Below are 12,903 nucleotides of genomic sequence, written 5' to 3' on the forward strand. Positions count from 1 at the left end.
AAATAGGAGGATAGGCATGATTCTGGTTAATTTTATGTAAAATAACCGGGATTTCCTGGACAAAAGAAAAAAAGCAGCCGAAGCTGCTTTTCAACGTAACGGATAGGCATCCATATAAGCTTTGGCTGCACGAAGGACACGGGCGTCCTCGAAGCGATTGGCGGCAAGCTGCATGCCGATCGGCAGCCTTCCTTGTGAAAGGCCGGCCGGAAGTGATGCTGCCGGAAGACCTGTCACATTATAAGCATGTGTCATCATCCAGTCTGCATCTTCCTTCACTTGCTGCCCGTCTATGACTGAAGGTCCCAATAAGTGATGGTCGAAGGCTGGAACTGCCAATGTCGGTGACAATACCAAATCATAATCCTGCAGCACCGTCTGCAGCCTGTTCCAGACCGTCGTACGATTCCGTTCATAAGCACGATAATCAGAGGCCATCAAGATTTTGCCCTTTTCGATCATATCGCGATAGGAATCGGACACCCATTCCGGATTGCTTTCAAGCAGCTTGGCGCTGCCAGCCGCCGATGAAGCATACCACATGCTTGTGAAGAATCCATTGAACTCGCGCCGATCCATATCGAAATCCAGTTCCACTGTTTCCACAGACATGCCGAGTGCGCGCCAATTATCAAATGTCGCCTCCACAACCTGGCGTACTTCCGGATCGACGGCATACATTCCGAAATCCGGTGTATAAGCAATCCGAAGACCCTGCGCCTGTTCCTCCAGATAGGAAGAGCCGATTTGGCTGTCCAAAAGCGGGAGGCTGAATGGATCGGTCGTGGAAGGTCCCTGTACAGCTTCCAGGAATAGCGCACTGTCATCCGGATTGTTCGACAACGGTCCATGGTTGACGAACGGGGAGCTGGATCCGAAGACATTCCCCAGATTATTATCCATCGGGATCCGCCCATATGTCGGCTTGAAGCCGAAAACGCCGCATAGGCTGGCCGGAATGCGGATGGAGCCTCCGCCATCGCTTCCTTCTGCCAGCGGCACCATGCCGGCAGCCACTGCAGCAGCTGCACCGCCGCTTGATCCGCCTGCGGTTTTCGTATGGTCCCAAGGGTTTACGGTCGCCCCGAAAACAAGATTGTCAGTAGTACCTTTATGACCGAATTCAGGCGTATTCGTCTTGCCCATGATCAGAGCACCCGCTTGGCGGAGCCGCGTGACGATGGTCGCATCCCGATCTGCAATATTGTCCTTGAAAGCAGGCGAACCGAAAGTCGTCCGCATCCCTTTCACCGGTGTCAAGTCCTTGATGCCGATCGGTATACCATGCAGCAATCCTGTTTTTTCACCGCGCATCACTGCTGCTTCCGCTTCCTTGGCGTCAGCAATCAAGTTTTCATTCATCGTGACGAAAGCATTGATATCACCATTGGACTTCTCCGTTTGCTCCAGATAATAGGAGGCCACCTCAACAGGTGAGATTTCCTTATTCTTGATATCCGTCACTAGTTCGCGTACTGTTTTGCCTTTCACTGTCATCGCCCCTTTTCATCCTCTGTACGTATCATAACGCTAGCGTGTCCTTCGTTCAACCATCAGAGGATCATCGCGGCAATCCAGCCAAAGACGATGACAGGCAAAGTGTAATGGAGGAATGTCGGAACGACTGTATCCCACATATGGTCATGCTGGCCGTCCGCATTCAAGCCGGATGTCGGTCCGAGTGTGGAGTCGGAGGCAGGCGATCCCGCATCGCCAAGGGCGCCTGCTGTACCGACAAGCGCGACGATGGCCATTGGGCTGAAGCCCAGTTCGATGGCCAAGGGAACAAAAATCGTCGCGATTACTGGTACCGTGGAGAATGAAGACCCAATCCCCATCGTCACGAGCAAGCCGACAATAAGCATCAGCAAAGCTCCCAGTGCCTGACTGCCATTAATGGCAGCCGCCGCATCCTGGACAAGGGACTCCACCTCTCCGGTGGCATTGATGACACTGGAGAAGCCGGAAGCTGCAATCATGACGAATCCGATGAAGGCCATCAGACGCATCCCGTTGGTAAGAATGGTATCTGCTTCTTTCCATTTGACTGTTCTCGTAATATAAAGCACGATGATACCAGCCAGCGCACCGAACACCATCGAATCGGTCCAGATCTGTACAGCCAATGCTGCAACGATCGCAGCAATCGAAAAGATCAAGGCGGCAGGCTTCAACGTACCATTTTCTTCTTTTACTTCATCCGGGACAGGTAAATCAATGTCCTTGTATATTCTTGGCTTCCGATAAGAAAATAAAGCAATGATCAGACCCACGACCATGCCAAGCGACGGTATCATCATCGCATTTGTCACTTGATCTGGATTGACTTCCAAACCGCTCGACGTCATATTCGTTGCTATGATATCATGAAATATTTGTCCGTATCCTGCCGGCAGCAGCATATACGGTGTAACCAAACCGAATGTCAGGATCGTCGCTGTCAGACGTCGATCAATCTGTAATTCAGACATGATTTTCAAAAGCGGAGGAATCAATAAAGGTATAAAAGCAATATGCACTGGAATCACATTCTGAGAAAAGCAAGCCATGATCAAAATCAAGATGAGGATGAGTGCGCGTGTACGCTTTTTAGCATAGGCTGTGTCCTTCTTCCCGCTGAGGGAAATGATCCCTCTCACCATCGCTTCTGGCAGACCTGTGCTGGCAATCGCAACAGCGAATCCGCCGAGCATCGCATAGCTAAGCGCAACATTCGCTCCTCCTCCCACTCCATCCGTGAACGCGCTGAGCGTTCCATCTATTCCAAGCCCTCCGACCAAACCGCCGATGAGGGAGCCCAATATCAATGAAAAAACGACATTGATCCGCAGCAAGCTGAGAATCAAAACTGCAAGAACTGCTATAACGACTGCGTTCACTTCAAATTCCTCCATCACTTTATTATGGTAAAGTATTAAAGTACAATAACAGATGATCCAGCTTTTTGTCAATGAAAATCGAAGTTATCGTAAAATTCCATACATAAGAAAAACCAGCATTCCTGCTGGTTCCCCCTCTCCCTATTCGGCTATGATCACATCAATGAGCTTGAATGTCGTGACATCGGCAAGGCCGCGGTTCGTCACACGGATTTCCGGGATCACCGGCAGAGCTATCAATGAAAATGTCATGATTGGATCCGTTATGCTGCATCCCAGCTTCTCCCATGCTTTAACCAGCTCCCCGACTTGTCCGGCAACTGTTTCCAAAGGCTGATCGGACATCAATCCGGCAATCGGCATCGGCAATTCAGCCAAAATCTCACCGTTCAAAACAGCCACGAGACCTCCGCCGATTTCCGCCAGCCGATTAGCAGCAATAGCCATATCTTCCCTGTCGACGCCCATCACGAGCAAATTATGACTGTCATGCGCCACAGTCGAAGCAACTGCTCCGCGCTGGAACTGGAAGCCGCTGACAAAGACATTGGATATTTGTCCGGTTCCTTTATGCCGTTCGATACAAGACAAATGGATGATATCCTGATCCTTATCGATCTGGATCACTCCATCCTTGACTTGCAGGACAGCCGTTTTCTTCTCTGTCCGTGCACTTCCCTCGATCGCACCTACTACATTCACCCTGACTTCCCCGTCCGGACGATCCGTCCGATAAAGAAAATCATCGGCTTTCATTTCGCCGGCCAGGTGCACTGAGCTGCGTACAGCTTCCGGATACGTATACGTCGGGAATGCTTGCTGCAGTTCACCATTTTCGAACTGTATACTGCCGTCCGCAATGACGATGGAAGCCTCCATCTGCTGCAAATCCTCGATCAGCAGCAAGTCCGCAAATTTACCGGCACTGATACTGCCGATATCATTTTCCATATGGAAATACCGGGCAGAATTGATCGTTGCCAGCTGAATCGCCGTTACTGGATCAAGCCCTTCCTCGATCGCCCGACGGACAACATGATTCATATGTCCCTTCGTGATCAATGTCTCTGGATAAACATCATCTGTCACCAAGGAGATATTGCGTGTATCCACTTTATATTCCGTGATGACTTTGATTACTTCCTTCACATCGCGCCATGCCGACCCCTCTCGAATCTGTACATGAAGGCCGGCACGCAGTTTCGCCAATGCATCTTCCTTGGCAATCGTTTCATGGTCGGATGTAACACCTGCGGCGATATATGCTTGCAGCGCGTAAGGATCCTCTGACGGGAAATGCCCCGTTACGACCTTATCCGCTTTGATTGTTTCGCCAATCTCGCCAAGCATCTTGCCATCCCCATGAACCACACCAGGGAAATTCATCACTTCACCCAGTCCTTGGACATTTTCCCAGCTCAGCCCTTCCTGTATATCGGCTACACTCAGACTGGCTCCGGCATCCTCCAAATCATCGGTTGCCGGCACACAGGATGGGAATGTCGTATATACTTTCAGCGGCAGCTGCTGCCCTTCCTCATGCATATAGCGTACACCTTTGATACCGAATACATTCGCAATCTCATGCGGATCCATGAAAACAGTCGTTGTCCCTTTGGCAAGAGCCGCCTTGGAAAATTCCGTTACCGAAAGCATCGTGCTCTCCACATGCATATGGCCATCGATCAGACCTGGTACAAGATAGCGACCATTTGCGGTAATGACTTTGGTCTCCGGTCCTTCATGCTCCGGCAAAGCTTTTCCGACCAATGCTATCCGATCGCCTGAAATGACGACATCTGTATGCTCCAGCAGTTCTCCTGTAAATACGTTGACCAGCACACCATCTCGGATAATTAAATCAGCGGGACGCTTTCCCAATGCAACCTCACCCAAACGCTTTGCCGCTTCAAATAATTTCGTTCTTTTTCCCACTGTCTTCAACTCCTATTATCCTTATACGTTATGCCCATAAACGTGCAAAAAATTCCCGTGCCATGAACGCTGCCCGGGAGAGCCTTAGCAATATGTATATATATTTCTATCTATAAAATCATATATCCGCTTTATGCGTCAACCCCGCCTGCAAAAAAACCGCCAGCAGGAGGCGGTTTCGCAGAAGTCATTTCCTTTTTGTATCAAGCGGGGTCAATCTCGCTTCAATCGTATCCCGCTGTTGTTCGAGAAACGGCGGCAGTGCCAAAGTCTCTCCCAATGCATCCGGATCTTCATCGGCAGCAAAGCCAGGACCATCTGTCGCAAGCTCGAACAAAATACCATTTGGTTCCTTGAAATAAAGCGATTGAAAGTAATATCTATCTATCAGTCCCGAATTCGGCAGATGCGCAGCATAGAGTATTTTCTTTGCGCGCTCCAGCTCTTCCCTGTCTTTCACCCGGAAAGCTACATGATGCACGCTTCCGCGTCCAGGACGCTCCCGCTGCAATCCAGGGACGACCTCTACCATTACCTCGGCTCCAGTGCCGCCTGCCCCCACTTCGTAAATATGCAGGTTGGTCCCGTCGGCAAGCTGCTCTTCTGCTTTTTTACGGAATCCCATCAATTCCAGTAAGACACGCTCTGTCGGCTCAAGCTCGGGAACAGTCAGCTTCACCGGTCCAAGACCGATAATGGCAAACGCAGCCGGTACATCCGCTCCATCCCAGGGAACGCCCGGTGCTTCGCCTTCATTCCGTTCATCGGACACAAGCATAAGCCTTTGCTTTTCCGGATCCTCAAAGAAGAGAACTTTGCGGCCCTGCAGATCCGCCTCTTCGGTCTGGATATCATATTCCTGCAATCTGCCGGCCCAATATCGGATTGCTTCATCCGATGCCACACGCAGGGAAGTCAGGGAGATACTATTGTTGCCTATGTATGTCCTGCCCGCCCGGTGAATCTCAAAAAAAGTCAGATCCGTTCCTGGACTGCCAAGCTTGTCAGCATAGAATAGATGATACATGGACGGGTCGTCTTGATTGACAGTCTTTTTGACCAAGCGCATCCCCATCACTCTTGTATAAAAATCATAGTTATTTGCCGCATTTGCTGTTATGGCTGACACATGGTGAATACCGTGAAGCTCCATCATCTGCTCCGCCTCCTAAACGAACGATTTATCAGTTACTTACAAAATGTAACTTAGATCATATGAAATTGCAAATACCTTCCTTTATATTTGATAGAATGATACATAAGGGAGGATTGCTATGCTGACAATGATGTATCTTGTACGCCACGCACACACGATCTATACGCCGGATGAACGGAACCGGACATTATCCGAGCAAGGTTATGCAGACGCAAAGATAGTCCGGAAACTATTGGCAGCAGAACAGGTGGATACATATATCTCCAGCCCTTACCGGAGGGCATGGGAAACAATCGTAACTGATCCATCCGCTGCTGCTCTGGATGAGCGGCTCCGTGAAAGACAGATTGCGCCCGCTCCGGTAAAAGACTTCCAGGGAGCCATGGACCGTTTATGGTCTGATGAGGAGTACCAATTTCCTGGCGGTGAATCGAATATGACGGCAAGGCGGAGGGTTGTGGATGCATTGGAGGATATACTTGCTGCTCATCCCGGTAAACGGATTGCCATCGGGACGCATGGAAATCTGATGGTGCTTGCCTTGGGCCATTACGATGATAGATTTGATTATGCCTTCTGGAAGCAGCTGCCGATGCCAGCCATCTGGAAACTCACCTTTGATGGCCGGCGATACATACAGGCAGAGTCCCTGCGCCTAAAAAAATAGCGGACATCATCTGTCCGCTATTTTCCATCCATATGCAATTTCGGGATAAGAGATACCTTCTATCTCAAGCTTTCCCTCGGCGATCTTCTTTCCGCCAAGGGCTTCATAGAAGTACCGGGCATCATTACCGGCAAGCATCCAAGCAAATATCCCCTGAATCCCTTCAGCAGCAAGCCGCTTCTCCAAAGATTGTATAAGCATCTTGCCGATTCCGCGCTGCGTTTGATCGGGATCAAGATATATGGCATATACTTCACCGGCATAATCCGGATGCAAATCTTCCCGGGATCTTCCCCCGCTGAGGAATCCGACAATCCTTCCGTCCACTTCCGCAACCAGCATAAGGGAGCCGGATGCAAGTACTTTTTCAAAGCGCGCTGCTCTATCTTCCGGACGAATGGCAGCCAAATAGTCAGCCGGCAAGATATTTTGATAAGCAAATCGCCAGCTTTTTGTACTGATTTCCCCGATCCTTCCACAATCAGCCATCTTCGCTTCACGTATGGTTGCTGTCATCCCTATCCCCTTTCTGGGCTCAGGCCAGTACAGTCGGCTGGAAATCGATCAAGAGGACAGCACGGACACCCGGGCGGTTTGCGTCCCCTTTTCTGATCGGGCTCACGTAGTGACTGACTGCCTCGTCATGTACCCCGTAGGACTCCAGCGGCCGATGAATCTCGAAGCTCTCGTGGAATTGACTGGAATCTGCATCTTCCGGCAGCTTGCCAGCACATTCAGGAGTCGCAATGATATTAAGGCCCCCAACCACATTGTCGCGTTTGATAAGATGGGCGAATGTGAATGGCTCACCGTCCTGATGGATCAAGTTCGGGGAGGATACACCCTCTTGTCCATCCTCCGTCACCTCAAGTTTGACAAAATGAACACCAGCATGAACCGGCAGGATCAGATCCTCTTTACGCCAGAATGTTTCGTGATAATCATGCATGATGATTTTCTGCAACAGTTCATTTTCCAGGATATGGTCGGGAAGTGATGGGAATTCCCGATATGAATCGACATATTCCGGATTGAAGCGGCCCTGGAAATACTGCGCCATGCTTCCATTCTCCCGTTCGATCCCCGGCAGCCATTCCAATCGATTGTCTTTATCGAAGATGATTGCCCGGGAGTAACGGCGGTAACGGTTCAGTTCCGGTGCATAGCTGTCGGCAGGCAATGTATCAAAAACAGCCTGTATCTCGGCTAAATCCTTCTCCATCCCGTCATACGCGAGATCCTTTTGTAAATCATATATGCTGTATCCTTGTTTCTTTAATGCATGCATGCTTAAACCTCCACAAATCTAGAATCTTTCTCTATCATAATACATGCAGGGTTAAAGGAACATGCTTTCGATTGAGATTTTGTGACATTTGAACAAGGAGTGACCCCGATGAGGAAATCCAAAGCAGAAATGGAAAAGCTATACCAAACCGCTGACAGCATACAGACGATGCTTCAGACCGGAGATGTACTCTACAGCTCGATTGGCCCCTCCACCTTTTTCTTCAGCCATGCCGGCATTGCCGGTCCTGATGGTCGCATTTTTCATGCACATCCATCCGGCGGGATCACCGAATCTCTGGCCGCTTACCTGTCTCGCCACCGCTATGGCGGAACGATCACCCTGCTCCGGCCAAAAAAGGATCCAACAGGAGCAGCTGCATGGGCGGAGAAATCCATCAGCTTGATGAAAGGATACAGATTCAGCCGCACCCTGGAGGATACAGATTGGAATTATTGCACAAAGTTCGTCTGGCAGGCCTTTTGGAGCGGTTCCGGCACCGATTTGACCAGTGCGGCAAAACAGCTTTCCCGGCGCTGGATCTTCCCGCGTCATATCAAACACTCGTCCCATTTTGATCCGATTGCAAAATTCTCCCTGGAGTTCCGCCTCTAGTCATAATTTTCTGGTAAAATGATGAAGATAGGTTGATTAAAGGGGGATTCTCATGCAATTCGAACAAAAATTAGCAAAGTACGCCGAGCTTTTACTGCACATCGGCTTGAATGTAAAGCAAGGGCAGGATCTGATGATAGTTGCAGATTTGGCAGCTGCGCCATTTACAAAGATCGTTGCCGAGAAAGCCTATGAAGCTGGCTTGCGGGATGTCATCGTCGATTATCAGGATGATAACATCACGAAAGCAAAAGTGAAGCATGCCCGGAAAGAGGACTTGGATTACTTCACACCTTTCCGCGGCCGTGTCTATGAAGAATTGGCAGCAGCCGATACTGCCTTCCTGGAGCTGAAGACGCCGAATCCATCTCTTTTTGATGGTATCGATCCGGAAAGGGTCGCCCGCTATACGAAAGCAATGGGCGCAGCCAGACAAGGCTATCAAGCTCACAAGACGAATGGACGCGTCAACTGGCTCATCGCTTCCGTTCCGACTGTCGAATGGGCTGAATCGGTCTTCCCTGATCGGAAAGGACAAGCAGCAGTCGATAAGCTATGGGATGCAATCTTCTTCACTACCCGCTCCGATCAGGAAAATACGGTCGAGCTATGGGAACAGCATGTCGCGGCAATGAAGAAAAACGCTGATCATTTGAATGCACGCGACTATCGCAAGCTGCATTATACCGGTCCTGGAACCGATTTGACGATTGAACTGCATCCGGAATCCTTCTGGACTTGTGCAGAATTCATGAAAGAAGATGGCTCTACATATATACCAAACCTTCCAACAGAAGAAGTTTTTACTATCCCAGTAAAAAATGGAGTAAATGGGACAGTCAGCAGTACGAAACCTTTGAATTATGCCGGCACTTTGCTTGAGAACTTTTCACTAACTTTCGAAAATGGCAAAGTCGTCGATTTCTCAGCAGAAAAAGGCTATGACACGCTCAAGAATCTGCTGGATACCGATGAAGGCGCACGCTTCCTTGGGGAGGTTGCGCTCGTGCCGCATCAATCACCGATTTCCCAATCCGGCATCGTCTTCAACAACACATTATTCGATGAGAATGCTTCCTGCCATTTGGCACTTGGACAAGCAATCGGCATGTGCGTGAAGGATGCCCGCAGCAAATCGAAAGAGGAATTGGAGTCGATCGGATTCAACTACAGTCTGGCACATGTTGATTTCATGGTCGGATCCGGGGAATTATCCATCACAGGCGAAACGCCGGATGGCACAATCGAACCCATCTTCGAAAAAGGGAATTGGGCTTTCTGATGAAATAAAAAAGGAACAGCGGCATTGCTGTTCCTTTTTTATGTATGGCAGATCATGATGACTTCCCGATAATAATCAAGCTGATGAGGGCAAAGTTCTTCATGTGTAATCTCGATTCGCTGACAGGGAGCTCCCGCAACGATTTCCGCTTCCACGCTTTTCGCTTTGCCTTCCACGAGTCTTTCCAAGTCATTCACCTTCATCCTGACAATCTGTATCACTTCTTCATTCAGCAAGATCTCCGGCAATTCTTCCAAGTAATAGAAAAATTGATGACAGAACTCCCGATCGATCAGATCCTTGGCGAATAATTCCTCTTGGATGATACCTTTATAAAATAGATCACTTTCCTGAAGCGTGACACCCAATTCTTCCTGTATCTCACGTAAGCCGCCTATTACGGGCGTTTCGCCGCTTCCCAGATGACCAGCTGCAGTAATGTCGTATTTCCCGGGAAATTCGCTTTTATTAGCAGAACGCTGCTGTAGATAAATGTATGGTTCTGTACCATCATGCTCCACGAACCAGCAGTGGAAAGTCTCATGCCAGTCCCCATCGCGATGGACTGCCTGTCTTTCTTTCACTCCTATTTCCCGGTGCTGCCCATCGAAAATCGTCAATAGCTCCATAGTTTCCCCCATACTCACTCTTTTTTTCTAATGTACGCGATAAAAATAAGATTGTCCACCGCTCATTCCCAATTAAATGGAATCTTCCCGCATTTCCTCCACCAATGGGATGACTTCTTTGGCGAAACGCTCCATCTCTCGTTTTTGCGGGGAAAACTGAAGCAGCAATAGGCTGACACCTGCGTGCTCATAAGCCAGTATCCGCTGTGCAATCTGCATCGGTGTCCCGACAAAGTTTGGCCGCAGTCCTCTGGCAGAAACAGCATCGTCACTTATCCTGCTTTTCTGCGCCAGCTCCTCCTCCGTTACATATGCTTCATAGTCGGAACTGGTAATCCTTTCCCATTCCTGGATGGCTTCTTCCTCTGAGTCACGGCATATGACATAAGCTGTCATGCCAAACTCCGTGAACGCGGACTTGCCAGATGCTTCCCGGCGAATCTGCATATCGGCAATCATACTGGCCACTTCCTGCACTGTGCCGCCCTTCATGACATACGCATCACATGTCTCGGCAATTGTCTGGCGTAAGTAGTCGCTTTCCCCGCCTGCATATAAAGGGGAAATCTCTTTTTTCTTTCCGGCAGGCAAATGATCGACATGCTCCACTTGATAGTACAGTCCATCGTATGTGTAGCTGCCGGCAGTCCAGACTCCCCGCAGTACTTCGAAGAATTCTTCTGTCTGGAGATAGAATTCCTCCGTTCCTTCTATATCGCCAGCTTGACGCTTTCTTTCCTCTTCACGCAGAAATGAAACGACTGCCAGGGAAAAGCGGCTATTGCTGATTCCGTCGATCTTCACCGCCTGCTTGGCAGCTTCTGCCGGCTGATCGATACTGGGCCGGACCGCTGCCATGATATGCAATTTATCGGTTGCTTCTGCTATCGCTCCAGCCGTTTCCCAAAAGTCCAGCTTCTGATCGGCATTTTTCCCTTGGTATAGGTAAGTATCTGGAAGGAATACGGCATCGAACCCCAAGGTTTCCGCCATATGCGCTATTTCTTGGACACACGTCAAACGCAGCGGCCCCCCATCCTCCACATGACGCAGCCAGCTGTTTGAAACTGGCTGCCAGTATGCATATTTCATTGTTATTACTCCTTTTGCACATAGGAAATCCTACCGAACGACACATCAAATCTACTAAAAAAGCTTCTTCGATGAGAAGAAGCCATTGTTTGCAGCCGTCGTCATCTTATCACGCAGCTTTTGCTGCAGGTCGTAGCACCTTCCTGCAGGACTGCCCTCCTGCAGTGGGTTGCCGGGCTTCATCGGGCCTTTCCCTCCGCCACTCGTTATAAGATTTCTTATGAATTATCACTCTTACTATACCAGAATAGCGGTGTCCGATTCAAACAGAATAACTGCGGCGCCGATGGGCCTCCATCAACAGGCGGAACCCATTTTGTCTTGCTTTCTCTTCATAAACGGGGCTGGTCAGCATGAACTCGACCTCCGCTCCGTAATAGTTCTCCAGCTCATCCAATTGCTGAAGTACTTCATCAGGTGTCCCGATCACCATGGTCGGGCGGTTGTCTTCCAGGCGCTCCTTTTCATAAGGAGACAGCTTATAGGCTGACGCTGTATCCGGGCGGAGCATCCCTTTCACTGGTCTTCCCTGCTCCTGCAAAAGCGAGGCAACCTCATGACTTTTGGCCAAGGCTTCTGCAGCTTCCGTCGTTTCTGCACAGAAAAGGAAGAGACTGACCATCATTTGCGGCTCCTGTTCATTCTTCCGGAAGGATTTTCGATATACATCCAGCACCGCTGCATCCTTTTCCCCACGGATGAATTGCGCATAGGCGAATCCGATTCCATGATACGCAGCAAGCCCTGCACTTCCGGCACTGCCGCCGAGCAGCCATACAGATGGGGCGGTGCCGATTTCAGGCATCGCCCGCAAGTCGCCGAACCGATGCTTGTCTTCTTTTCTTATATCCAGGTAATGAAGCAGGTCCCGTATCTGCTGATCATACCAATCCTCCGGCACAGATTTATGCTCCTGCAATGCTCTTTTCGCAGCCGGCATACCACCAGGCGCCCTTCCGATGCCAAGATCGATTCTTCCTGGATGGAGCGCTTCAAGCAATCTTGCATTTTCTGCCACTTTATACGCACTATAATGAGGCAGCATGACACCGCCTGAACCGATACGGATGCGGCTCGTCCGTGCAGCCAGATGACCCATCATAAGCTCTGGACTGCTATGCGCCAGGCTGCCGCTGTGATGCTCGGAAACCCAGAATCGTGTATAGCCAAGCTGATCCGCCAGCTCAGCCAGCCGCACCGTTTCCTCCAGTGCTTCTGCCGCACTGCCATCTTCTTTGATCCGGGATTGATCCAATATACTAAGCTTCATTTTCTTCACTCCTTCTTTGTATCATATCCTGTGCGAAAGACTTTTAAAAACAATCCGTTTTTCTGTATGCTAGAAAAGACTCCAATATAA

Annotated in this window: 12 protein-coding genes and 1 riboswitch; of the genes, 3 read left to right on the forward strand and 9 right to left on the reverse strand. The window is 49.7% G+C overall.

Annotated features, from left to right (window positions below; all coding sequences use genetic code 11):
• Positions 1-90: 90 nt before the first annotated feature.
• The 4 genes from CHH53_RS01140 to CHH53_RS01155 all read right to left on the reverse strand — a co-directional run bounded on the left by CHH53_RS01140 (position 91) and on the right by CHH53_RS01155 (position 5,967).
• Positions 91-1,497 (reverse strand): amidase, encoded by a 1,407-nt coding sequence (locus CHH53_RS01140; RefSeq protein WP_095214280.1) that lies wholly within the window; start codon positions 1,495-1,497, stop codon positions 91-93.
• A gap of 56 nt (positions 1,498-1,553) precedes the next feature.
• Positions 1,554-2,879 carry a Na+/H+ antiporter family protein gene (locus tag CHH53_RS01145; protein WP_095214281.1) on the reverse strand — a complete coding sequence of 442 codons (1,326 nt, stop codon included), beginning with the start codon at positions 2,877-2,879 and terminating at the stop codon, positions 1,554-1,556.
• 141 nt (positions 2,880-3,020) lie between these two features.
• Positions 3,021-4,814: an adenine deaminase gene (ade, locus tag CHH53_RS01150; RefSeq protein ID WP_233134739.1), complete on the reverse strand. Its 1,794-nt coding sequence runs from the start codon at positions 4,812-4,814 to the stop codon at positions 3,021-3,023.
• Between the two features lie 187 nt (positions 4,815-5,001).
• On the reverse strand, positions 5,002-5,967 hold the full coding sequence (locus tag CHH53_RS01155) for a ring-cleaving dioxygenase (RefSeq protein ID WP_095214325.1): 966 nt from the start codon (positions 5,965-5,967) through the stop codon (positions 5,002-5,004).
• 121 nt (positions 5,968-6,088) lie between these two features.
• Between CHH53_RS01155 and CHH53_RS01160 the strand changes: the two genes are divergently transcribed.
• Positions 6,089-6,637: a histidine phosphatase family protein gene (locus CHH53_RS01160; RefSeq protein ID WP_095214283.1), complete on the forward strand. Its 549-nt coding sequence runs from the start codon at positions 6,089-6,091 to the stop codon at positions 6,635-6,637.
• Between the two features lie 6 nt (positions 6,638-6,643).
• Here the strand turns inward: CHH53_RS01160 and CHH53_RS01165 are convergent, their stop codons facing one another.
• Positions 6,644-7,153, reverse strand: coding sequence for a GNAT family N-acetyltransferase (locus CHH53_RS01165; protein WP_095214284.1), 510 nt, complete (start codon positions 7,151-7,153; stop codon positions 6,644-6,646).
• Between the two features lie 19 nt (positions 7,154-7,172).
• Positions 7,173-7,925, reverse strand: coding sequence for a 2OG-Fe dioxygenase family protein (locus tag CHH53_RS01170; RefSeq protein WP_095214285.1), 753 nt, complete (start codon positions 7,923-7,925; stop codon positions 7,173-7,175).
• Between the two features lie 108 nt (positions 7,926-8,033).
• On the opposite strand from CHH53_RS01170, the gene CHH53_RS01175 reads away from it, so the two are divergent.
• Together CHH53_RS01175 and CHH53_RS01180 are read left to right on the forward strand one after the other, a co-directional pair.
• A complete protein-coding gene (locus tag CHH53_RS01175; RefSeq protein ID WP_095214286.1) occupies positions 8,034-8,540 on the forward strand; it encodes a C40 family peptidase in 507 nt (168 codons plus the stop codon).
• A gap of 52 nt (positions 8,541-8,592) precedes the next feature.
• Positions 8,593-9,822: an aminopeptidase gene (locus tag CHH53_RS01180; protein ID WP_198946010.1), complete on the forward strand. Its 1,230-nt coding sequence runs from the start codon at positions 8,593-8,595 to the stop codon at positions 9,820-9,822.
• Positions 9,823-9,860: 38 nt separating this feature from the next.
• On the opposite strand, the gene CHH53_RS01185 is transcribed toward CHH53_RS01180, so the two are convergent.
• The 3 genes from CHH53_RS01185 to CHH53_RS01195 form a co-directional block, all read right to left on the reverse strand.
• Positions 9,861-10,451: an NUDIX hydrolase gene (locus tag CHH53_RS01185; protein ID WP_158221446.1), complete on the reverse strand. Its 591-nt coding sequence runs from the start codon at positions 10,449-10,451 to the stop codon at positions 9,861-9,863.
• Positions 10,452-10,523: 72 nt separating this feature from the next.
• On the reverse strand, positions 10,524-11,543 hold the full coding sequence (locus CHH53_RS01190; RefSeq protein ID WP_095214289.1) for an LLM class flavin-dependent oxidoreductase: 1,020 nt from the start codon (positions 11,541-11,543) through the stop codon (positions 10,524-10,526).
• Between the two features lie 103 nt (positions 11,544-11,646).
• Positions 11,647-11,758: riboswitch (SAM riboswitch) on the reverse strand.
• A gap of 47 nt (positions 11,759-11,805) precedes the next feature.
• On the reverse strand, positions 11,806-12,813 hold the full coding sequence (locus CHH53_RS01195) for an LLM class flavin-dependent oxidoreductase (RefSeq protein WP_095214290.1): 1,008 nt from the start codon (positions 12,811-12,813) through the stop codon (positions 11,806-11,808).
• Between the last annotated feature and the right edge of the window lie 90 nt (positions 12,814-12,903).

Origin of the sequence: Terribacillus sp. 7520-G (assembly GCF_002271665.1) — a bacterium.
GTDB lineage: Bacteria > Bacillota > Bacilli > Bacillales > Amphibacillaceae > Terribacillus.

Excerpts from the sequence above, each read along its gene's own strand:
- CHH53_RS01170 (WP_095214285.1), bottom strand. The coding sequence starts at position 7,925 with ATGCATGCATTAAAGAAACAAGGATACAGCATATATGATTTACAAAAG.
- CHH53_RS01195 (WP_095214290.1), bottom strand. The coding sequence starts at position 12,813 with ATGAAGCTTAGTATATTGGATCAATCCCGGATCAAAGAAGATGGCAGT.
- CHH53_RS01160 (WP_095214283.1), top strand. The coding sequence starts at position 6,089 with ATGCTGACAATGATGTATCTTGTACGCCACGCACACACGATCTATACG.
- CHH53_RS01165 (WP_095214284.1), bottom strand. The coding sequence starts at position 7,153 with ATGACAGCAACCATACGTGAAGCGAAGATGGCTGATTGTGGAAGGATC.
- CHH53_RS01155 (WP_095214325.1), bottom strand. The coding sequence starts at position 5,967 with ATGGAGCTTCACGGTATTCACCATGTGTCAGCCATAACAGCAAATGCG.
- CHH53_RS01180 (WP_198946010.1), top strand. The coding sequence starts at position 8,593 with ATGCAATTCGAACAAAAATTAGCAAAGTACGCCGAGCTTTTACTGCAC.
- CHH53_RS01190 (WP_095214289.1), bottom strand. The coding sequence starts at position 11,543 with ATGAAATATGCATACTGGCAGCCAGTTTCAAACAGCTGGCTGCGTCAT.
- CHH53_RS01175 (WP_095214286.1), top strand. The coding sequence starts at position 8,034 with ATGAGGAAATCCAAAGCAGAAATGGAAAAGCTATACCAAACCGCTGAC.
- CHH53_RS01185 (WP_158221446.1), bottom strand. The coding sequence starts at position 10,451 with ATGGAGCTATTGACGATTTTCGATGGGCAGCACCGGGAAATAGGAGTG.
- CHH53_RS01140 (WP_095214280.1), bottom strand. The coding sequence starts at position 1,497 with ATGACAGTGAAAGGCAAAACAGTACGCGAACTAGTGACGGATATCAAG.